This window comes from Denitrificimonas halotolerans (genome assembly GCF_034259425.1).
In the GTDB taxonomy this organism is placed as follows: Bacteria; Pseudomonadota; Gammaproteobacteria; order Pseudomonadales; family Pseudomonadaceae; genus Denitrificimonas; species Denitrificimonas halotolerans.
This window is the reverse complement of sequence record NZ_JAXIVU010000009.1, coordinates 1-21,481: the sequence shown is the minus strand read 5'-3', so window position 1 is coordinate 21,481 and position 21,481 is coordinate 1. Positions and strand designations below refer to the sequence as shown.

Here is a 21,481-nt window from a genome sequence, read left to right as displayed (position 1 = left end):
ATTAAAATACAAATGGGTGCACTGAAATCCAAGTGCACCCTTAAACCATTACAGATCACCGAAAAAACGCTTTACACCTTCAAACCAGCTGCTTTTCTTAGGCGAATGTGAATCATCACCTTGCAATGTTTCACGGAACTCCTCAAGCAACTCACGTTGACGTTTATTCAATTTAACCGGCGTTTCGACAGCAACACGGCACATTAAATCACCAACACCACCACCACGCACAGGTGTGACTCCTTTGCCTCTCAAGCGAAACAGCTTGTTGGTTTGCGTCCCTTCAGGAATTTTCAACTTAACGCGCCCGTTCAAGGTTGGCACTTCTAACTCGCCACCTAATGCTGCATCGGCAAAACTGATCGGCACCTCACAGTATAAATCACGGCCATCACGCTGGAAAATCGCATGCGGACGCACATTCACAACAACATATAAATCACCGCTTGGGCCACCTAAAGCACCAGCTTCACCTTCACCACTTAAACGTATGCGGTCACCGCTATCAACACCTGCCGGCACTTTAACCGACAAGGTTTTTTCCTCTTCAACGCGACCTTCACCGTGACAATCGCCACAAGGATCAGTCACCATCTTGCCTGAACCATGACAGCGTGGGCAAGCTTGCTGCACAGCAAAGAAGCCTTGCTGCATGCGAACCTGCCCCATACCGTTACAGGTTGTGCAAGTTGTTGGGCTAGTACCTTTTTTAGCACCACTGCCATCACAGGTTTTACAATCAACCAAGCTCGGAATTCGAATGGTTACCGTGGTGCCCCGTACGGCCTCTTCTAAGTCCAGCTCCATGTTGTAACGCAAATCGCTACCACGCTGTGGACCACCGCGGCTACTACCGCCACCACCAAAGAAGTCACTGAAAACATCTCCGAATACATCAGAGAAGTTACCACCACCAAAGCCTCCGCCACCGCCCATCTGCGGATCTACACCAGCATGGCCGTAACGGTCATAAGCTGCTCGCTTATCAGCGTCAGATAAGACCTCATACGCTTCGTTGGCTTCTTTAAATTTTTCTTCTGCATTTTTATCATCCGGATTACGGTCCGGGTGAAATTTCATTGCCAGACGACGATAAGCCTTTTTTAGCTCCGCCTCGCTAGCACCGCGCTCCACGCCGAGCACTTCGTAATAGTCACGCTTTGACATAAGTCTTTTAACTCCGGATTCTCATCTGCCAGAGACACCAACGCGGGAGCAAGTCCCGCGCGGTGAATCACGACTGCATCACTGCAGGGCTTAGGTTAATAGGATTACTTCTTATCCGTATCCTTAACCTCTTCAAACTCAGCATCGACAACATCTTCAGCATTGTCAGCCTGTTCTGCACTTGCACCTTCAGCTTGCTGTGCTTGCTCTGCATACATCTTCTCTGCAAGCGGCGCGGTGACCTTTGATAAAGCCTCCACTTTTGCATCAATGGCTTCTTTATCATCGCCTTTAACAGCTTCCTCCAGCTCAGCCAAAGCAGCTTCAATTGCGGTCTTATCTTCTTCGGTCGCTTTATCACCAGCCTCAGTGATCATCTTACGAGTTGCGTGAACCAACTGGTCACCTTGGTTACGTGCAGTTGCTAGCTCTTCAAACTTGCGGTCTTCCTCAGCATTAGCCTCAGCATCACGCACCATTTGCTCAACTTCTTCATCGCTTAAACCTGAGTTGGCTTTAATAACGATAGACTGCTCTTTACCTGTAGCCTTATCCTTTGCTGATACGTTAAGGATACCGTTGGCATCAATATCAAAAGTTACTTCAATCTGCGGCACACCACGTGGCGCAGGTGGGATATCAGCCAAGTCAAAACGACCCAGCGACTTGTTTGCCGACGCTTGTTTACGCTCACCCTGCAGAACGTGAATAGTAACTGCATTCTGGTTGTCATCTGCTGTTGAGAACACTTGTGATTTCTTAGTTGGAATCGTCGTATTCTTCTCAATCAGAGCAGTCATAACACCACCCATCGTTTCAATACCCAAGGTCAGCGGGCTAACGTCTAACAAAAGAACGTCTTTTACATCACCGGACAATACTGCACCTTGAATTGCCGCGCCCATAGCGACCGCTTCATCAGGGTTCACATCACGACGAGCATCTTTCTTAAAGAAGTCTGCCACAGTTTTCTGAACCAACGGCATACGTGTCTGACCACCCACCAGGATCACATCATTGATTTCATCAACCGCAATGCCAGCATCTTTCAATGCAACACGGCATGGCTCAAGCGTGCGCTCAACCAAGTCACTCACTAGGCCTTCTAATTTGGCACGAGTCACAACAATATTGAGGTGCTTAGGGCCGGTTGCGTCAGCAGTGATATACGGCAAGTTAATGTCGGTTTGCTGCGCTGAAGACAACTCAATCTTAGCTTTTTCTGCAGCCTCTTTCAGGCGCTGCATAGCCAGCGGATCACCTTTCAGATCAAAGCCACTGTCTTTTTGGAACTGCTCTACCAAGTCATTGATTAAGCGGTTATCAAAGTCCTCACCACCGAGGAAAGTATCACCGTTAGTCGCCAACACTTCGAACTGATGCTCACCATCCACTTCAGCAATTTCAATCACTGAAACGTCAAACGTACCACCACCTAAGTCATAAACGATAACTGTATGATCGCCTTGTGCTTTATCCATACCATAAGCCAAAGCAGCTGCAGTTGGTTCGTTAATGATACGTTTCACATCTAAACCAGCAATACGGCCGGCATCTTTAGTGGCTTGACGCTGACTGTCGTTAAAATACGCAGGTACAGTTACTACCGCCTCGGTCACTGGCTCACCTAGGTAGTCTTCTGCGGTTTTTTTCATTTTCTTCAGCACTTCCGCAGAGATTTGCGGTGGTGCCATTTTTTCACCTTTAACTTCTACCCAAGCATCGCCATTGTCGGCTTTAACAATGCTGTAAGGCACCATCTTGATATCTTTTTGCACAACGTCTTCGTCAAAACGACGACCAATTAAACGCTTCACCGCATACAAGGTGTTGTGCGGGTTAGTTACAGCCTGACGCTTAGCAGCTTGCCCCACTAAAGTCTCACCATCATTGGTGTACGCAATAATAGACGGTGTCGTACGACCACCTTCTGCGTTCTCTAAAATCTTAGCAACGCCATTCTCCATTACAGAAACGCAGGAGTTGGTGGTACCTAAGTCAATACCAATAATCTTACCCATGTTAAATCTCCTAAAACTTTGATTCATTCACAGCGCAACGCTGGACTGAGAAACTTATTACTTACTTGTCTTAATAGATGGGGCCGCTTATGAATATTTCAAGCCCTACAGTCTATTTTTACTCTGCAGCAGCTGGTGCCTTACTAACCACCACCATCGCTGGGCGCAACAAGCGGCCATTAATGCTGTATCCACACTGGAATACTTTTAAAACACTATTGGGCTCAAGTTCGGCACTTTCTTCCATTGCCATAGCTTGATGTTCTTCGGGGTTAAAGGGCTCACCCTGCGGATCAATACGCACAACTTGGAAGCGCTTAAGCGTATCCAAAAACAATTTATAAGTGAGTTCCATTCCCTCGCGCATCGGACGAATGTTTTCATCATCAGGACTCGACACCTCAATACCGCGCTCAAGACTGTCAAGCACGGCCAATAAGTCCATAGCAAACTTTTCTAAAGCAAACTTGTGTGCTTTCTGAATATCTTGTTCTGCACGACGACGAATATTTTGCATTTCAGCTGCAGCACGCAGCGCATCCTCTTGCGCTTTAGCCAGCTGATCTTCCAACTGAGCAATACGCTCTTCGTCGCTCTGCACTGCATCTACTTGCGCTTCAGTTTCGGCATTTTGCTGATCAGCTTCTACATCGGACGTTTGCTCGTCCAAGTTTTTTTCGTCGGTCATGACACCCTCCTCAAAAAATAGTACAGGTCCGTCACCTGCGTATGCCTGCTATATGAGGGTGCCAACCATAATTTCAAGCATTTAAAGTAAAAATAATACTTTTATTCACAACCGCGCTCTTACATGTGATCTCCGACGTCAATTTATGCCGACCCACTTACCACATTAAACCAAGTTATTTTTCAGCCCACCTCTTGAAACCAACACCCAATTAACTGTATAAATGAACAGCCTAATTGGGAGATGCCTCTATGCTAGTCCATATTTCAGTAAAAAATTATGCCATCGTTGATCACTTAGACCTTGAGCTGCATGAGGGTATGAGTGTCATTACTGGAGAAACCGGTGCAGGCAAGTCAATTATGCTAGATGCACTCAGCCTAACTTTAGGTGCGCGTACGGACAGCAGTGTGATTCGTCCAGGTGCAGACAAAGCTGACATTCTCAGCAGTTTTGATGTGACGCATATCCCAGAAGCACAACAATGGCTTAAAGAACGTGACCTAGACAACGATGCTCAATGTATTTTACGCCGCGTGATCACTCGTGAAGGTCGCTCACGCGGCTATATAAATGGCACACCTTGTCCACTGGCTGATTTAAAAGCGTTGGGTGAGATTTTAATCGATATCCATAGTCAGCATGAACATCAATCCTTACTAAAAACCGATACCCACCGCCGCTTACTAGATGAGTTTGCCGGCGCTACAGAACTGACTCGCGCCGTACAAAGCCTGGCTCAACGTTGGCGTGCTACACAGCAAAAAATCGAACAACTGAGCGCCAGCGAAGAAGAACAACGCGCACGACGCCAGCTCCTCACGTATCAACTCGAAGAACTCGAAATGCTATCCTTAGGGGAAAATGAGCTAGCACATATCGAGCAAGAACATAAAAGCCTAAGCAATTCTGAAAGCATATTGGATAGCTGCCGTCAAATCATTGATGCTTGCAGTGAAAATGATAATGCTAATGTGCTCAGCACCCTAGCGTCTCTACTGCAACGCGCACAAAGTTTATCAGGCGCCCCGCAGGCCTTCACACAAGCTACAGACTTATTATCCAGCGCACACATTCAAATCGAAGAAGCCATTAGTGAATTCAATCACTTTGCCGCAACCTTTGAAGCAGACCCGCAACGTCAGCTATGGATTGAAGAGCGCCTCGATGCCATTTACACCCTAGCGCGCAAGCACCGCGTACAACCAGAGCAGCTCCACGCATTACAAAATCAGCTAGCAAATGAACTGGCCGCACTGGATGCAGAAGATGCCAATCTCGAACACTTACAGCACGCTGCTGACTTGCTGCTAAAGGAATACTCAGAAAAAGCACAAGCCCTCAGCAAGCGTCGCGCCAGTTCTGCAAAAAAGCTGACTCAAGCTGTAATGCAGCAATTACAAATGCTCGGCATGCCAGATGGACAATTTAGTATTGCCTTACTCCCATCCAAAAATGACTCCCCCGCCTTACAAGGTTTAGAAAACGTTGAGTTTCTAGTCAGCGCCAACCCAGGCCAGCCGCTACGCGGCTTAGCCAAAGTTGCCTCAGGAGGTGAGCTTTCACGCATCAGTTTAGCTATTCAAGTCATTACCGCACAAACCTCCCGCGTCCCCACCTTAGTTTTTGATGAAGTGGATGTGGGTATTGGAGGGCCTACTGCGGAAATCGTAGGCCAATTGCTACGACAGCTAGGAGAAAATGGCCAAGTTTTAACCGTCACTCACCTGCCGCAGGTTGCAGCACAAGGCCATCAACATTTATTTGTACACAAAGAGCGTCAAAAAAAGTCCACTCATACTGCGGTTAAAACGCTAACTTTTGAGCAACGAGTAGAAGAAGTAGCTCGCATGCTTGGCGGCATTGACTTAACCGATGAATCCTTACAGCATGCTCGTAAAATTTTAGACAGTGCCCAAGCACTGCCGGCAAAGCGTGCTTAATGAGGCGCGCTTTATTTTTTCTTCTCACTTAAAGAAATATGCGGCTTGTGCAAATCTCCATTGATGTGATAAGTCACACTGGCAAACCTTGATATTCGATCACCAATTAGGCGGTCCACCAAAAATAATGCCCCACCCACAGCAGGTGCTCCCACAGCAATCGCAGCCAAGGGTAAATTATTCGTCAAAGGTAAGGCCACCAATAAACTGGCATTAATTTGCTCATTCCCAGCATTCACTCGGCCTTTTAATTCAAGGTTACTGGATGGACCCTCAACAGCAATAAGATCACGGGTTTGATAGATGCCTTGATGAGCCACCACCCTGCCTTTAATTCGATCATATGCCAATCCTTTGCCAATCAAATCAGAAAAATCCAAACGCAAACGACGTCCAATGGCATCAAAATTAAACACACCAAACACTCTTAGGGCCTGCGCACTACCATCCAGCGTAGTCAGTTGGCCTTGACGAAAATCCACATTCAAGTCTCCGCTCAGCTGCGCTAAAGAAAAAGCTGCAGGGGAACCACTCCAACGCATGTCTGCATCGACCGTAAAATGCTTACTGGTGATATTGGGCGCAAACCCCCAAGCAACCAACACCTCGCCGATATCATCACCACCGAGTTGTCCTTTATACCAACTGCGTGTCTGTTGTCCGACTCGCTCCCAACCTAACTGCCCCGTCAACTTGAGCCCTTTAAGGGAAAGATTTAACCGATCAAAAATCACTCCATGCGCTTGTCGACGCGTACTTAACGACCAAGCTCCTAGCAAATCACCATCTCGATACAGCTGATCGACTTTAATATCTAAAGCAGGAATATTTAACATATCAAAGCCTGCCAACGGGTCTTTCTCTTTATCTGATGCAAGTGACTGTGCTGGCAAGTGTAAACGGGCAAGGCGCACCTGCAGCGGCTTACCCTCCCCCAATCTGGTCAACCGTCCACGTAACTGACGGCTATCGAGCAACAATGTCCAACCTTTAGCCTGTGTAGCCAGCTCAACATTTAAATGATCAACCGAGATACCGAAACCATTAAATTGCTCAAAAGTCAATTTAGCCTGGGTTAACAACCGCTCGTCTGCTTGATTATGCGTCCCGCTATAGCGCTGCAGAACTTGCTGCCATTCTTCCAGTTTAAACTCAAGCAACCGCCCTGTAATTTGAAGCCCCCTTTGACTAGGCAAACGAGCTAATCCACCCCCAATATGTAATTGTGCACGACCTTTAAAAAACTCACCGGCAGGAGCAGCCAAGCTTAAACTGAGCTGATCAGCATAATCCAACCAATAGCGGCGTTCTGCCCCCACTAAGGTCATGCGCCAATCGAGGTAACTGGACTGCTGTGCTGTCTTGCCCAAAGGCGCCGGCAGGTCAACAGCTACACCTTGCATATTAGAATCCAATCGTAACTGAGTATCTTCGCCATCAAGCATCACCCGCAAACGATAAGGTAAGTTACCCGTTACCGGTAATCTCTGTTTGATCTGCCCCCACTCTGTTAGGCGTGCAATAGGCATTACTCCCCGCACATCAAGGTGAGTGCGCTGTAGCGGAGCAGTACCTTCAGCTGTAATTGCTCCGGAAAACTTTTGCCCTAAAAACCGGCCTTCAATCTTTTTGGCCGTTAAACCACGCTGGCTATCAAAACTAAAAACACCATTTAAATCGTGCAAGTGCACATTGATTTCCGGCATATTCAACTCTGCACCACGCGCATTCAAATCCAGCTTCACCTGCACTGGTTGCCGTGCTGTTAATGGCACTCGCAAATCTAAAGTTGCCGGCAAACTGCCTTGCCCCTGCCAATGAGAAAACGCCGTGGCTGTTTGCGCAATCGGTGTTTTTTGTAAGAAATATAAGCCATCAGCAACATTACTTTGTAGCTCAGCACGCAATTGCAAAACAGGAGCAGCTCCAGTTTCGCTAGCTGCCACTTCCGCATACGCATAAGTGATGGGCGTATTTAAAATGACACCTCGATCAAGATGGATGCGCACACTATCGTCTTCTACCACCACCTCAACATCCGCGTCATTCAGCACAGGCCAACCTGGCTGATAATCAAGCTGAGCATTTTTAACCGCAAAATATAAACTCATACTGCGTGAGTTCGCCGGTGCATCTCTATTTAAGGCACCTTGATACTGATAGTAACCTTGCTCAATCATTCCAGCCTGAATTGCACCGCCCAACCATTGCTCTAAAGCTGGATTAAAGCCAGGAGCTAAAGAAGGTAAATATTTACGGGTAAAGCGGGCATCGCCATCACGTAAACCGACACGTAAATCCATATAATCTTCGGCTGCCGGGTCTTTTAGTAAACGAATTAGAAAATCACCTGCAATGTCACCTTCGTCGCCCTTTACTTGCAAATAAGGGCTTTGCAAAGTAAACCCCTGCTCATCAAACATCCATAGTAACTGCGCATGCACCTGCTGATACTGCCAAGGCTCTGCAAATAGATGAGATAAATGCAAACCAAACCCACTAGAGCTCGATAAGCGCAGTTCACCCTGGGTTAAATCACCAGAAATCAAACCGTTGATACCAAAAGCTGCAGGAACAGCTTCCCATGCGGAAAATTCAATATTCTGCAGCCCGCTACTGAATGACAAACGCTCAGCAAGTTTTGCTTCTGGCCGCCATTGCAATTGTAAATTATTGAGCAGTCCACGAGGCTGCATGCTTTGCATAACCTCAACTGCTTTATCTGGCAATTGCACAACCCTGTCCAAGACATACTGGACATCAGATAGCTCCAGCTGCTTAATAGCTAACTGCCAGCGCGGGGCCACTACATTGTCGTAGGCTGCCCACAGCTGCCAATCTCGCACCTTCAGCTCATTAATTTGCAATAGAAGTCGCTCAAACCAAGCACTCTGTATACCCTGATCATTTTGATAAAAAGCCAACCCATCCTTGGACTGAATATAAAGTGGCTCAGCATCAGCAAACTGCCCTTGCAACTCAAGTTGAATAAGACGCAAAACAGCACGTTGCATTTGCCCTTGCTGGGCATGCAGCCAAAGCTCAGCGCCAGCCTTGACTGTCTCTAGATTCCAATCAGGCATATACTTTTTGGGAATCCACTGCGCTAAGTTACTACTGGGCGTTTTCACGTAAACACTGAGATCACTGCTCCGCCAGTCATCATCCACGAACTGACCTTGCGCACTCAGCTCCAGCGCTTCACCATCAGGCAAAATCCCACGCAAATCTAAGCGCTGCTGCAATCCTATGCGGCTCAAAGTAAAGCCTGCATACGTTAAAGTAAAAGACTCCTGCTCATGGCCCTGAATAATTACCCGACTATTCAACACACTAAGCTGAGCGACCTGCCCCAGCTTGTACAACCAATCGTTCAACTGAAAAACAGTTCGCTCGGTATCATCTAACTGCAAGCCCTGTAATGACCATTGTCCATCCTGATCCTCCTGAAAACGCACTTGCAACCCATCTAAGATCAAGGCTTTTAATCGCAACTCACGAGCTAATAAACTCGCAATCACATCAGGTTGCAGGTCAAGCGAATCAATCAGTAATGCATGCTCCCCTTCACCCAGCCTTACATCGCGCGCCTTTAATAAGGGAGAAAAACCACGCCATCCCCCTTCAAAGCGCTCTACCTGGATACTTTGCCGCAAGTGTTGCTGCAAACCCTGCTGAATTTCATCACGGTACTCCGCCATTAAGGGAGTCAACTGACGCCCCGCACTGACATACAAAGCAGCAAAAATCAATAAGGCTGCGAGCAGCCATAAACTCCCGCGCAATAAAGCATTCAACAGACGCAGAGCAAAACCCATTCAGGCTCCTTAAGCTTTAAATAAATTAAAGCAAAACCACATCATACTGTTCTTGTGAATACATGCTCTCAACCTGGAAACGAATGGGGTGGCCAATAAAAGACTCCAAATCAGCCACATTCCCGGACTCTTCATCGAGTAAACGGTCAACCACACTCTGGTTGGCCAACACCATATACCCATCCGCTTGGAAAGTGCGTGCCTCGCGAATAATTTCACGGAAGATCTCATAGCAAATGGTCTCTGCAGTGCGCATATGTCCTCGCCCTTGACACGTTACGCAAGGCTCACACAGAACCTGTGCTAGACTTTCCCGTGTACGCTTACGGGTCATTTGCACCAGACCTAACTCAGTAATACCGATAATATTGGTTTTCGCATAATCACGCTCAAGCTGACGCTCTAACGTACGTAGCACTTGGCGACGATGCTCTTCATCTTCCATATCAATAAAGTCAATGATGATGATGCCGCCTACATTGCGTAGGCGTAATTGCCGTGCGATGGTCAATGCTGCTTCTAGATTAGTTTTAAAAACCGTTTCTTCAAGATTACGATGCCCAACAAAAGCCCCTGTATTCACATCGATGGTGGTCATAGCTTCAGTCGGATCAATTACTAAATGACCGCCTGATTTAAGCGGAACCTTGCGCTCTAGAGCCTTTTGAATTTCATCCTCTATACTGTATAGATCGAAAATCGGACGCTCGCCGGGATAATGCTCAACGCGATCAGAAATTTCTGGCATCAGTTCACCTACAAACTGCTGTGCTTTTTGTAACATTTCCCGCGAATCAATGCGCACTTTCTCAGTGTGCTCAGCAGCCAGGTCCCTCAGAGTACGCAATGGCAAAGATAATTCTTCGTAGATCACCGTTGGTGCAGCACAAACTTTCATTTGTTCACGGACCTGCGCCCATAAACGATGCAAATAACGAATATCTACCATAATGGCATCTGGATCAGCGCCTTCAGTAGCGGTCCGAATAATAAAACCACCCTTATCTTCTAACCCCTCCTTCGCTAAGCATTCGGTAACAGCTTGTTTTAAACGCTCACGCTCGGCTTCTTCTTCAATTTTCAGTGATACACCAATATGACTACTGCTTGGCATATAAACCAAGTAACGTGAAGGGATCGATAAATTAGTCGTTAGGCGTGCCCCTTTACTACCAATAGGGTCTTTAGTGACTTGCACCACAATGGCTTGCCCCTCATGCACCAAGCCACTAATTCCCTCACCAGTCATGCCTTCTCGTGCAGCAATATCCGCGGCATGAATAAAAGCAGCTCGAGACAAGCCTATATCAACAAAGGCTGCCTGCATTCCTGGCAGAACCCGTACCACTTTACCTTTGTAAATATTACCAACAATACCTCGACGTTGAGTGCGCTCAACGTGGACCTCTTGCAACACACCGTTTTCCACAACTGCAACACGGGATTCCATTGGTGTAATGTTAATTAAAATTTCTTCACTCATGGTGCTCTCAATCTAGGGACATGGGTGTGCACGAGCTCTATACGCAATGCATTAAGGTCTTGGCTGTGCAAAACACCAAACACTTCAATTAATAACACATTACGACTCAGGAGATTACAATGTTATCGCTAACATCGCACTATATCGCCAAGTGCGCCACACCCTGCTCCGCAGGCTCATAGTTCCGATACAGTTCACGATCACATAAGGCAGGACTCATTTGAAGCCGCGCAATCGTTTTAGGTTGATCAGTAACAAGTACAACCAAGGCCAGATTAAGCTACTGACTAAAACCGGCACCGCATAGTAACTCAGTTCAGGACGCATCCCTGATAAAGTACTAAGCCACAAGAGTAAAAGCTGTGATAAACCAAAAATCACTAGCAAAGCAAAAGACTGCTGCCACAAAGGAAACAACTTAAGACGCTGTTGCAAAGTTAATACAAGAAACACCACTACGACGAGCGCTAAACCGTGTTGACCAAAAAGTGTGCCGTATAGCACATCTTGAGCAATACCAAAAAACCACGCGGTCAGCAGGCCCACTCGATGCGGGAAGTTCATTGCCCAAAAACTGAGCACTAAAGCCAGCCACATGGGCCGCCCGATTTCTAAATGCTCTGCCATAGGTACCACTGACAACAATAAGGCAGCGATGAGTGTTGCCCAAATAGTAAGTGTCATTCTACCCATCCCGCTGCGCCTCTTCTGCTGTTGTCTCCGTAGCTTTACGCAGCTGCTTCGCATCATCCTCTAAGGTTTGCTGCACACTTTGATCTAAACTCTGCACGCCATGTACATGGTCACGAAATACCAACAACAAATAACGACTGCGGTTCAAGCTTGCTGCAGGCAAAATTTTGATTCGAGCAAAAGGCTGCCCCGTGTTACGTTGCACCTCACTGACCACTGCAACAGGATAGCCCACAGGAAAACGCTGCCCCATACCTGAAGTGACCAATAAATCACCTTTGCGAATATCTGCGCTATCAGTGACATAACGCAATTCCATCGATTCCAGATGACCAGTACCACTGGCAATAGCACGCAAACCATTACGGTTCACCTGCACAGGTACACTATGATTACTGTCCGTGATCAGTAGAATGCGTGAGGTATAAGGCATCACCTCAACCACCTGCCCCATTACACCACGAGCATCTAGAACCGGCTGACCTAAAGTGACACCGTCCTCACTTCCCTTATTAATTAAAATACGGTGGGTGTAAGGATTCGGATCAATACCGATCAATTCCGCAACCAGCACTCGATCATCAATTAAGGCGGATGAATTCAACAGCTCACGCAACCGGACATTTTGTTCAGTTAAAGTTGCCAGTTTCTGCAAACGGCGCTGCATCAATAATGTCTCAGCACGCAACTGCTCATTTTCTGCAATTAAATTCGTGCGACTACTGAACATTTGGATGCTGTCAGACCATACACGTACAGGTAAATCGCCTAGCCAATACATTGGCGTCAGCACCATACCTAATTGGCTACGCACAGGCTTAAGCACCTCTAGACGTGCATCGACCAACATCAAGGCAATAGATAAACAAGTCAGTATTAAAAACTTTGTACTTAGAGCAGTACTTTTAGCAAATAGAGGCTTAATGATACATCCCCAGCGTCTTAACTACAGGCCAGTATAAATCGACCTGCAGTTAAGATGAACGATAAGCATAAAGCGCAAACGCTTGAGGTGTCAGCAGCGCTTACTCAATCGATAATAGATCCATAGAGTTGCGGTCCATCATCTCTAAAGCACGACCGCCACCTAAAGCCACACAGTTTTTTGGATTTTCAGCAACAATAATGGGCAAGCCTGTTTCTTGTGCGAGCAATTTATCCATATCCCGTAGCAAAGCACCACCACCAGTGAGCACTAAACCTCGCTCAGCAATGTCTGATGCCAATTCTGGTGGCGATTGTTCTAAAGCACTTTTAACTGCTTGTACAATCGCGGTTAACGACTCTTGCAAAGCCTCTAGCACCTCGTCAGAGTTGAGCGTGAAACTACGTGGTACACCTTCAGCCAGGTTACGTCCACGTACATCAAACTCCAACAATTCGCCACCTGGAAAAGCTGCGCCAATTTCCTGTTTAATGCGTTCCGCAGTGGACTCACCAATGAGACTACCGTAATTACGACGCACATAAGTAATAATGGCTTCATCAAAGCGATCACCGCCCACCCGTACAGACTCGGCATACACCACACCATTAAGAGAGATCAAAGCAATCTCCGTGGTACCGCCACCGATATCAACCACCATAGAACCGCGCGCTTCATCCACTGGCAAACCAGCCCCAATAGCAGCAGCCATCGGTTCCTCAATCAGGAAAACCTCACGTGCGCCAGCACCTAGCGCAGACTCACGAATGGCTCGGCGCTCAACCTGAGTGGATTTGCAAGGCACGCAAATCAATACACGCGGGCTCGGCTGTAAAAAGCTATTCTCGTGTACTTTATTTATAAAGTACTGCAGCATTTTTTCACATACACTGAAATCAGCAATCACGCCATCTTTCATCGGGCGAATCGCACAAATATTCCCTGGAGTACGTCCGAGCATACGCTTAGCATCGGTACCCACAGCTACAACACTTTTTTGATTGCCTCGCGTACGGATCGCAACAACTGATGGCTCATCTAATACAATACCGCGTTCACGCACATAAATAAGGGTGTTGGCCGTTCCCAAATCAATGGATAAGTCACTGGAAAACAGGCCGCGTAATTTCTTTAACATGGGATGGATAACCCTAGGCAACGCGCATTTGAAACGCTGATTAAAAAATAATAGGAAACTCTAACAACCATCGACCTTTTGAGCAAGGTGCGCACTGTGTTAGATTAACACTTTCTAAACATCAATATGAATTTTACAAACGTATAGATGTAACAATCCTGTGATTGTTCCATTTTGGCTGTATAAATGGCCACCCCACACTCTTTAAGTAGGAGAATTTCACATGGCACTTGAACGCTGCGACGTGGAAAAACTGGCTTATCTAGCTCGTTTAGGACTAGATGATGCGCAATTAGACAGCAGCACCGCTTCCTTAAATACCGTCCTCGACATGATCAATGCCATGCAAGCGGTAAATACTGACAATGTAACGCCTTTGGCTAACCCTTTAGAAGCCACCCAGCGTTTACGCACAGATACCGTCACCGAAAGCAATCAGCGTGATGACTACCAAGCCCTCGCTCCAGCTGTAGAAAACGGCTTATACCTGGTACCTAAGGTCATCGATTAAGGACTCATTTGTCATGCATCAACTTACTTTAGCCAACATCTCAAAAGCGCTGGCTGCCAAGCAGTTTTCTGCGCACGAGCTTACAACACACTTATTAGCACGTATTAAACAGCTTGATCCTCAGGTCAACAGTTTTATTACAGTGACTGAAGATGCTGCATTGCAGCAAGCCCAAGCAGCTGACCAGTTACGCAGCGAAGGGCAATCCTCAGCGCTTCTGGGTGTACCCCTAGCGCATAAGGATTTATTCTGCACTCAAGGCGTACGCACTAGCTGTGCATCTAAAATGTTAGATAACTTCATTGCCCCGTATAACGCTACCGTTATCGAAAAGCTCAACCAAGCAGGCTGCGTCAGTTTAGGTAAACTCAACATGGATGAGTTCGCTATGGGCTCTTCCGGTGAAACCAGCTTCTACGGCGCTAGCAAAAACCCTTGGGATCTAGAGCGAGTTCCAGGCGGTTCTTCCAGTGGAAGTGCTGCCGCAGTTGCTGCACGCCTAGTGCCCGCTGCAACCGGTAGCGACAGTGGTGGCTCTATTCGTCAACCCGCTGCTTTCACTGGCCTAACAGGTATCAAACCAACCTATGGGCGCATTTCACGTTGGGGCATGACCGCTTATGCTTCCAGCTTTGATCAAGCGGGTTTCTTAGCCCACAACGCAGAAGATTGCGCACTACTACTACAAGCCACTGCTGGCTTCGATGAGCGTGACTCCACGAGTGCTCAGCAGCCTGTGGATGACTACCCTGCCGCCTTAACACAACCGCTTCAAGGCATACGCATAGGTCTACCGAAAGAGTACTTCGACGACCGCCTAGATGCTCGCATTGGCGATGCAGTTCATACAGCCATTGAACAACTGAAACAGCTAGGTGCAACTTTTGTTGAAGTCAGCCTACCAAGCTTACCTCATGCTGTAGCCACCTATTATGTGATTGCTTCTGCTGAAGCTTCTACCAACTTAGCGCGCTTTGATGGCGTTCGTTTCGGCTACCGCTGTGAAGCTCCCAAAGATCTCGAAGACTTGTACTTACGCTCTCGTAACGAGGCTTTCGGTGAAGAGGTCAAGCGTCGCATCATGATGGGCACTTACGCACTTTCCACAGGCTACTACGACGCCTACTATTTAAAAGCACAGAAAATTCGTCGTTTAATAAAAAACGACTTCACTAACGCTTTTGAGCAAGTCGACTTAATTCTTGGCCCAACCACGCCAAACCTACCTTGGCAACTTGGCGCAAAAGCCAATGATCCAGTGGCCGCATACTTAGAAGATATTTATACCGTACCTGCTAATTTAGCAGGTATCCCTGGCCTATCGATGCCTGCTGGCGTAATCGATGGTTTACCAGTCGGCGTACAACTGCAAGCACCGTACTTCCAAGAAGCACGTTTACTGCAGGTTGCACATCAATTCCAACAACACACTGATTGGCACACTCGTACGCCAGCCGGATTCTGAGGACGACTCACAATGCAATGGGAAACCGTGATCGGGCTGGAAATCCATGCACAGCTCGCAACTGATACAAAAATTTTCTCTGGTAGCGCCACTGAGTTTGGCGCTGAACCGAACACCCAAGCCAGCTTAATTGACTTGGCCATGCCGGGCACCTTGCCCGTATTAAACGAAGAAGCAGTACGTATGGCCTGCATGTTTGGCTTAGCAATCAATGCTGAAATTGGCGAGTACAATATTTTTGCTCGCAAAAATTATTTCTATCCAGACCTGCCTAAAGGCTATCAAACCAGTCAAATGGATGACCCTATCGTCGGTCTGGGTCATTTAGATATTGCCCTAGAAGACGGTAGCATTAAACGCGTTGGCATCACCCGCGCGCACTTAGAGGAAGATGCAGGCAAAAGCTTGCATGAAGACTTTAGCGGCATGACAGGTATTGACTTAAACCGTGCCGGTACTCCTTTACTGGAAATTGTTTCAGAACCAGAGTTGAACAGCGCCAAAGAAGCTGTGGCTTATGCGCGCGCCATTCACACTTTAGTGCGCTACCTCAATATCTGCGACGGTAACATGGCCGAAGGTTCTTTCCGTTGCGACTGCAACGTATCGGTACGCCCTAAAGGTCAAACCGAGCTAGGCACTCGTACTGAAATTAAAAACGTTAACTCATTCCGCTTTATTGAGCGCGCCATTAACCATGAAATCCAGCGTCAAATTGACTTGATTGAAGATGGCGGCAAAGTTATTCAGGAAACTCGCCTGTACGACCCTAATAAAGACGAAACCCGTTCCATGCGTACTAAAGAGGAGGCCAACGACTACCGTTACTTCCCTTGCCCTGACTTGTTACCGGTGCATATTCCACGGGAGATGTTGGACAGCTTACGCAAAGACTTACCCGAACTGCCCACACAAAAACGCGAGCGTTTTGAGCAAGATTTTGGCCTATCAACTTATGATGCCAGTGTACTATCAGCCAGTCGCGAGCTCGCTGATTACTTCGAAGCAGTAGAGAAAATCTGTCAAGACGCTAAATTAGCCACTAACTGGGTCATGGGCGAGCTATCTAGCCTGCTGAACAAAGAAAACCTAGATATCGCCCAGTCACCGGTCAGCGCCGAACAACTTGGTGGTATGCTGTTGCGCATCAAAGACAACACCATTTCTGGAAAAATCGCTAAAATGGTTTTTGAAGCCATGGCTGAAGGTGAAGGCGATGCCGACAGCATCATTGAAAAGCGCGGTCTAAAACAAGTCACTGACAGCGGAGCCATTGAAGCTCTATTGGATGATGTTTTAGCAGCCAATGCTGAGCAAGTTGAACAATACCGTGCTAGCGATGAGAATAAACGCGGCAAAATGTTTGGTTTCTTTGTAGGTCAAGCAATGCGCGCTTCCAAAGGCAAGGCAAACCCGCAACAAGTTAACGAGCTGCTAAAGAAAAAGCTTGATCAATAACCCGGAGGGACCTCAAGTTGGCTCAGCCAGCTTGAGGTTGCTCTCACTGGCAAATGCTCAAGGAGTGCACTTTATGCGCTTTTATTGGATTACTGCGGCCTTAATACTTTTAACGGCCTGTTCAACACAATCACACAGCACAACTTTAGCCAAAAGTAGTGGTAAAGCATCTTGGTACGGCGCCTACCATCAAGGCAAGCTCACCGCCAATGGTGAACGATTCAACAGGCATGAACTGACAGCGGCACACCGAACTTTGCCCTTCGGTACAAAAGTTAAAGTCACCAACACTATCAGTCAAAAAAGCGTTATTGTGCGCATCAATGATCGCGGCCCTTATGTCAAAGACCGCATTATCGACCTATCGCGCGCAGCAGCAGAGGAAATCAACTTAGTCAACAGAGGGGTAGCCCCTGTGCACATCCAAGTTCTACGTTAAATTTATTATTTAGCAATCAATTACTCACCTTTCGCAACCTGCTAATCTACGCCTCAGCGCACAACACAAAGCCGGAGTCACCGCATGTCTGTTTTAACCTTTATTTACCTTATTGGCGGCTTTATTTTGCTGGTCATTGGTGCAGAAGTTTTAGTTCGCGGGGCCGCACGCTTAGCTGCTCGTTTTGGTATTTCACCACTCATTATTGGCTTAACAGTTGTAGCTTTTGGTACCAGCGCCCCAGAAATGGCAGTCAGTACTCAGTCAGCTTTTCAAGGTCAAGGTGATATTGCTATCGGCAATGTGATTGGCAGTAATATTTTTAACGTTCTTATCGTACTAGGTGTTTCCGCTCTTATTATTCCCCTAGTTGTTTCACGTCAGCTTGTACGCTTTGATGTTCCTATTATGATTGCCGCCGGCCTTTTAGCTTGGTTTTTGGCAATGGATGGCAGCTATAGTCGTCTTGATGGCTTTATTCTATTTGCTTGCATTGTCAGCTATACCGGCTACTTAATTGTGAGCAGTTTAAAAAGATGGCGCCCAGGCCAAGCGGTAGATATTGACGAAGAATACATTACCCAAGTAAACCCTCACCCTTATGCCTCACTGATCAATGCTGGTTATTTAGTCGCTGGCTTTGTGTTGCTCGTAGTGGGCTCTAATCTGTTAGTCACAGGTGCTGTCAATCTTGCTGAAGCTTTAGGCTTATCTGAGTTAGTGATTGGTTTAACGATTATTGCCGTAGGTACCTCATTGCCAGAGTTGGCCACGTCCTTAGTGGCTGCTTGGCGCGGTGAACGTGACATTGCTGTGGGTAACGTCGTTGGCAGCAACCTTTTTAACCTTCTGGCTGTGTTAGGTTTAGCTGGTTTGGTGTCTCCAGAAAAAATTGTTGTGGCAAGCACGGCAATTAAATTTGACTTTCCAGTGATGCTAGCCGTGATGGTGGCATGCCTGCCTATATTCTTTGCCGGCTACCGTGTAAGCCGCTGGGAAGGCGCATTATTTTTAGGCTATTACTTAGCCTACACCGCCTACTTAATCATGCAAAGCAACGGCGAAGCTTTTGCTACTACCTTTGCCGAAGCCATGATTGGCTATGTTGTCCCCTTAACTGCTATTACCCTTTTTGTAATTGCCGCTCGCGCTTGGCGTACTCAACGCGGCTTACCGACAGACCAATAAGTATGGCCTGTACTATACATGTTACCTGTCTTATTCAGTGCCCATAACAAGAGTTAAATATGGCCAAACGTACACTCAATCGTCGCCAAGGCTGGCGCGTCAATAAAATTCAAGAAGAGCGCCTTGCTCGCGCTGCGAAACGTGAAGAACGCGCTCTGGAAGAGCTCGAAGGTGGCGACTTAGGCCCAGAACAACACGGCCTCGTCATCTCACATTTTGGCGTGCAAGTTGAAGTTGAAACAGAAAACCCTGAACATGCAGGGCAAACATACCGCTGCTATTTACGCGCCAACTTACCCCCTCTAGTCACCGGTGATCGAGTGGTTTGGCGCCCAGGCAACCAAGGCCTAGGCATTATTGTTGCGCAACTACCACGTCACAGCGAACTGCGTCGTCCTGACACCCGTGGAACATTAAAGCCCGTAGCAGCTAACGTTGATCAAATTATTATTGTTTTTTCTCCGCTACCGGAGCCCCACGCCAACCTTATAGATCGCTATATTATTGCTGCCGAGCATGCGGGTATTAAGCCCTTTCTATTGCTTAATAAATCTGACTTACTGGATCCAAGCGGGCAGTCACGCACCCACAGCCTACTCAATACCTATCATACCTTAGGCTATCCATTGCTCGAAGTTTCAGCCTACTCTGGTGATGGTTTAGAACAACTACAGGCACAACTTAATCATCAAGTTAGTGTTTTTGTTGGTCAGTCTGGAGTTGGTAAATCCTCACTAGTGAATCGTTTACTGCCTGATACCGACACCCGTGTAGGAGCCCTTTCAGAACTCACCGGCAAAGGAACCCATACCACAACTACCGCACGCCTCTTTCACTTTCCTGCCGGTGGCCAACTGATTGATTCCCCAGGTATTCGTGAGTTTGGCCTTGGACATGTCAGTATTGCTGATGTAGAAGCTGGATTTATTGAGTTCCATGATTTTCTAGGCCATTGCCGTTTCCGTGACTGCACCCACGAACATGAACCCGGCTGTGCTCTACTCGCAGCGGTAGAGGCTGGCAAGATACACCCCCAACGCTTAGCTAGTTTTAAGCACATTATCAGCGGTATCAATACAGAGCATTACTGATTTTCAACACACAGATACAGCATTGAGCGCTACGTGAACAGAGTCCGATGGGCTAAAGCAAGCCAAACAAGGCAGGCCTTCAATCTTTACCCTACAATATGCACTAGCTTGCTCCATAGTGCGTCGTGAACGCTGTATAAAACACGTCATGACTCATGCAGATATGTGTGCACTGACATAGCCCTCTTGTCTATCATTTTTAAAATTAAAAGGCTCGATTGATGAACTTTAAACAGCGTCTATTTATTTTCATGCAATATATATTACCGCACCACACTTTATCGCGCCTGATTGGCTGTCTCGCCGAATGCGAAAAAACCTGGTTTAAAAACCGCTTGATCAAATGGTTTATTCAGCGTTATCAAGTTGATATGAGTGAAGCAGCAATTTCTGACCCTTATGCTTACCGCCACTTCAACGACTTCTTTACCCGTCCACTCAAAGAAGGTGCACGCCCCATTGACAGTTCTACGCATTCGGTTGTCAGTCCTGCTGATGGTGCCATCAGCCAAATAGGACAAATCGAACATGGCCGTGTTTTTCAAGCAAAAGGTCATAGCTTTAGCTTGCTTGAATTACTCGGCGGTGATGCAGAACGCGCAGCACCTTTTATGGGCGGTAACTTCTCTACAGTTTACTTATCCCCTAAAGACTACCACCGCGTTCACATGCCACTCACCGGTATCTTACGTGAAATGGTGTATATTCCCGGCCGTTTATTTTCTGTAAATCAAACCACCGCAGAGAATGTCCCTGAACTTTTTGCCCGCAATGAGCGGGTCGCTTGTATTTTCGATACTGAGCATGGCCCTATGGCTATCGTGCTCGTAGGTGCAATGGTCGTTGCCAGTATTGAAACTGTCTGGTCTGGATTAATTACGCCCCCTAAACGTGCATTACGCAGCTATGATTATAGCCAAACAGCACGTCAACCTATCACCTTGGAAAAAGGTGCTGAACTAGGTCGTTTTAAACTCGGCTCAACGGCCATTGTTTTATTTGGCCCTGAGCATGTAACCTGGAACGCCGAACTCAAAGCAGAAAGTCCTGTAAAAATGGGCCAACCGATAGCTCTTGAATCTATCACTGCTACTGAAATAGCAACTCCCGATACAGCAAGCAATCTTGACAGTTATACACAAGGTACAAATCACTAATCACTCATTACCTCATTCTAAAACCGGCATTCTTACAGCAAGATGGCCATGCCCGATCGCGAAAATGCTCTAAGCAGCATTGATATCATGACCGGGCATGCTGCTACACAGTACGCTCCCTATATTACTTACACCCCCTTCGGACTGCTACCGGTTGACATCCTCCCCAACCTAAAGGACGGGGATTCCTACTGCTAGACGACTATGCCCAGCCGCGAGAATGTTACGTGCCGCGTTGATATCGCGATCGTGAGCGACACCACACCCACTGCACGTCCATTCTCTTATTCCAAGCC

The 21,481-nt window shown here is 47.1% G+C and carries 17 protein-coding genes; 8 read left to right on the top strand and 9 right to left on the bottom strand.

Going from position 1 to position 21,481, the window contains the following annotated elements; translation table 11 throughout:
* Positions 1 to 48: 48 nt before the first annotated feature.
* The 3 genes from dnaJ to grpE form a co-directional block, all read right to left on the bottom strand.
* On the bottom strand, positions 49 to 1,167 hold the full coding sequence (gene dnaJ / locus TOI97_RS07805; protein ID WP_321553564.1) for a molecular chaperone DnaJ: 1,119 nt from the start codon (positions 1,165 to 1,167) through the stop codon (positions 49 to 51).
* 104 nt (positions 1,168 to 1,271) lie between these two features.
* Positions 1,272 to 3,188, bottom strand: coding sequence for a molecular chaperone DnaK (dnaK, locus tag TOI97_RS07800; RefSeq protein WP_321553563.1), 1,917 nt, complete (start codon positions 3,186 to 3,188; stop codon positions 1,272 to 1,274).
* A 118-nt stretch (positions 3,189 to 3,306) separates the two neighbouring features.
* Positions 3,307 to 3,876 (bottom strand): nucleotide exchange factor GrpE, encoded by a 570-nt coding sequence (grpE, locus tag TOI97_RS07795; protein WP_321553562.1) that lies wholly within the window; start codon positions 3,874 to 3,876, stop codon positions 3,307 to 3,309.
* A 251-nt stretch (positions 3,877 to 4,127) separates the two neighbouring features.
* Here grpE and recN point away from each other — a divergent pair, with 251 nt between their 5' ends.
* Positions 4,128 to 5,819, top strand: coding sequence for a DNA repair protein RecN (gene recN / locus TOI97_RS07790; protein WP_321553561.1), 1,692 nt, complete (start codon positions 4,128 to 4,130; stop codon positions 5,817 to 5,819).
* Between the two features lie 11 nt (positions 5,820 to 5,830).
* Here the strand turns inward: recN and TOI97_RS07785 are convergent, their stop codons facing one another.
* The 5 genes from TOI97_RS07785 to TOI97_RS07765 form a co-directional block, all read right to left on the bottom strand.
* Entirely contained in the window at positions 5,831 to 9,637 is a 3,807-nt protein-coding gene (locus tag TOI97_RS07785; protein ID WP_321553560.1) for a YhdP family protein, read from the bottom strand.
* Between the two features lie 25 nt (positions 9,638 to 9,662).
* On the bottom strand, positions 9,663 to 11,120 hold the full coding sequence (gene rng, locus TOI97_RS07780) for a ribonuclease G (protein ID WP_321553559.1): 1,458 nt from the start codon (positions 11,118 to 11,120) through the stop codon (positions 9,663 to 9,665).
* A gap of 216 nt (positions 11,121 to 11,336) precedes the next feature.
* Positions 11,337 to 11,804 (bottom strand): rod shape-determining protein MreD, encoded by a 468-nt coding sequence (mreD, locus tag TOI97_RS07775; protein ID WP_321553558.1) that lies wholly within the window; start codon positions 11,802 to 11,804, stop codon positions 11,337 to 11,339.
* Position 11,805: 1 nt separating this feature from the next.
* Positions 11,806 to 12,690, bottom strand: coding sequence for a rod shape-determining protein MreC (gene mreC, locus TOI97_RS07770; RefSeq protein WP_407651337.1), 885 nt, complete (start codon positions 12,688 to 12,690; stop codon positions 11,806 to 11,808).
* 148 nt (positions 12,691 to 12,838) lie between these two features.
* Positions 12,839 to 13,876, bottom strand: coding sequence for a rod shape-determining protein (locus TOI97_RS07765; RefSeq protein ID WP_321553557.1), 1,038 nt, complete (start codon positions 13,874 to 13,876; stop codon positions 12,839 to 12,841).
* A 223-nt stretch (positions 13,877 to 14,099) separates the two neighbouring features.
* Here TOI97_RS07765 and gatC point away from each other — a divergent pair, with 223 nt between their 5' ends.
* The 7 genes from gatC to asd all read left to right on the top strand — a co-directional run bounded on the left by gatC (position 14,100) and on the right by asd (position 21,185).
* The gene (gene gatC, locus TOI97_RS07760; protein ID WP_321553556.1) at positions 14,100 to 14,387 is read left to right on the top strand and encodes an Asp-tRNA(Asn)/Glu-tRNA(Gln) amidotransferase subunit GatC; all 288 of its coding nucleotides are present in this window, start codon (positions 14,100 to 14,102) and stop codon (positions 14,385 to 14,387) included.
* A gap of 13 nt (positions 14,388 to 14,400) precedes the next feature.
* Positions 14,401 to 15,852, top strand: coding sequence for an Asp-tRNA(Asn)/Glu-tRNA(Gln) amidotransferase subunit GatA (gene gatA, locus TOI97_RS07755; RefSeq protein WP_321553555.1), 1,452 nt, complete (start codon positions 14,401 to 14,403; stop codon positions 15,850 to 15,852).
* A 12-nt stretch (positions 15,853 to 15,864) separates the two neighbouring features.
* Positions 15,865 to 17,310, top strand: coding sequence for an Asp-tRNA(Asn)/Glu-tRNA(Gln) amidotransferase subunit GatB (gatB, locus tag TOI97_RS07750; RefSeq protein ID WP_321553554.1), 1,446 nt, complete (start codon positions 15,865 to 15,867; stop codon positions 17,308 to 17,310).
* 73 nt (positions 17,311 to 17,383) lie between these two features.
* Positions 17,384 to 17,749, top strand: a complete 366-nt coding sequence (locus TOI97_RS07745; RefSeq protein ID WP_321553553.1) for a septal ring lytic transglycosylase RlpA family protein — start codon at positions 17,384 to 17,386, stop codon at positions 17,747 to 17,749.
* Positions 17,750 to 17,833: 84 nt separating this feature from the next.
* Positions 17,834 to 18,937: a calcium/sodium antiporter gene (locus TOI97_RS07740; protein ID WP_321553552.1), complete on the top strand. Its 1,104-nt coding sequence runs from the start codon at positions 17,834 to 17,836 to the stop codon at positions 18,935 to 18,937.
* A 59-nt stretch (positions 18,938 to 18,996) separates the two neighbouring features.
* The gene (gene rsgA, locus TOI97_RS07735; RefSeq protein ID WP_321553551.1) at positions 18,997 to 20,028 is read left to right on the top strand and encodes a small ribosomal subunit biogenesis GTPase RsgA; all 1,032 of its coding nucleotides are present in this window, start codon (positions 18,997 to 18,999) and stop codon (positions 20,026 to 20,028) included.
* Positions 20,029 to 20,249: 221 nt separating this feature from the next.
* Positions 20,250 to 21,185 (top strand): archaetidylserine decarboxylase, encoded by a 936-nt coding sequence (gene asd / locus TOI97_RS07730; RefSeq protein WP_321553550.1) that lies wholly within the window; start codon positions 20,250 to 20,252, stop codon positions 21,183 to 21,185.
* A gap of 171 nt (positions 21,186 to 21,356) precedes the next feature.
* On the opposite strand, the gene TOI97_RS07725 is transcribed toward asd, so the two are convergent.
* The gene (locus TOI97_RS07725; protein WP_321553643.1) at positions 21,357 to 21,473 is read right to left on the bottom strand and encodes a zinc ribbon domain-containing protein; all 117 of its coding nucleotides are present in this window, start codon (positions 21,471 to 21,473) and stop codon (positions 21,357 to 21,359) included.
* Positions 21,474 to 21,481 lie beyond the last annotated feature (8 nt).

Bases quoted from the DNA above. Each gene is read 5' to 3' on its own strand.
- dnaJ (WP_321553564.1), bottom strand. From the start codon at position 1,167: ATGTCAAAGCGTGACTATTACGAAGTGCTCGGCGTGGAGCGCGGTGCT.
- dnaK (WP_321553563.1), bottom strand. From the start codon at position 3,188: ATGGGTAAGATTATTGGTATTGACTTAGGTACCACCAACTCCTGCGTT.
- grpE (WP_321553562.1), bottom strand. From the start codon at position 3,876: ATGACCGACGAAAAAAACTTGGACGAGCAAACGTCCGATGTAGAAGCT.
- recN (WP_321553561.1), top strand. From the start codon at position 4,128: ATGCTAGTCCATATTTCAGTAAAAAATTATGCCATCGTTGATCACTTA.
- TOI97_RS07785 (WP_321553560.1), bottom strand. From the start codon at position 9,637: ATGGGTTTTGCTCTGCGTCTGTTGAATGCTTTATTGCGCGGGAGTTTA.
- rng (WP_321553559.1), bottom strand. From the start codon at position 11,120: ATGAGTGAAGAAATTTTAATTAACATTACACCAATGGAATCCCGTGTT.
- mreD (WP_321553558.1), bottom strand. From the start codon at position 11,804: ATGACACTTACTATTTGGGCAACACTCATCGCTGCCTTATTGTTGTCA.
- TOI97_RS07765 (WP_321553557.1), bottom strand. From the start codon at position 13,876: ATGTTAAAGAAATTACGCGGCCTGTTTTCCAGTGACTTATCCATTGAT.
- gatC (WP_321553556.1), top strand. From the start codon at position 14,100: ATGGCACTTGAACGCTGCGACGTGGAAAAACTGGCTTATCTAGCTCGT.
- gatA (WP_321553555.1), top strand. From the start codon at position 14,401: ATGCATCAACTTACTTTAGCCAACATCTCAAAAGCGCTGGCTGCCAAG.
- gatB (WP_321553554.1), top strand. From the start codon at position 15,865: ATGCAATGGGAAACCGTGATCGGGCTGGAAATCCATGCACAGCTCGCA.
- TOI97_RS07745 (WP_321553553.1), top strand. From the start codon at position 17,384: ATGCGCTTTTATTGGATTACTGCGGCCTTAATACTTTTAACGGCCTGT.
- TOI97_RS07740 (WP_321553552.1), top strand. From the start codon at position 17,834: ATGTCTGTTTTAACCTTTATTTACCTTATTGGCGGCTTTATTTTGCTG.
- rsgA (WP_321553551.1), top strand. From the start codon at position 18,997: ATGGCCAAACGTACACTCAATCGTCGCCAAGGCTGGCGCGTCAATAAA.
- asd (WP_321553550.1), top strand. From the start codon at position 20,250: ATGAACTTTAAACAGCGTCTATTTATTTTCATGCAATATATATTACCG.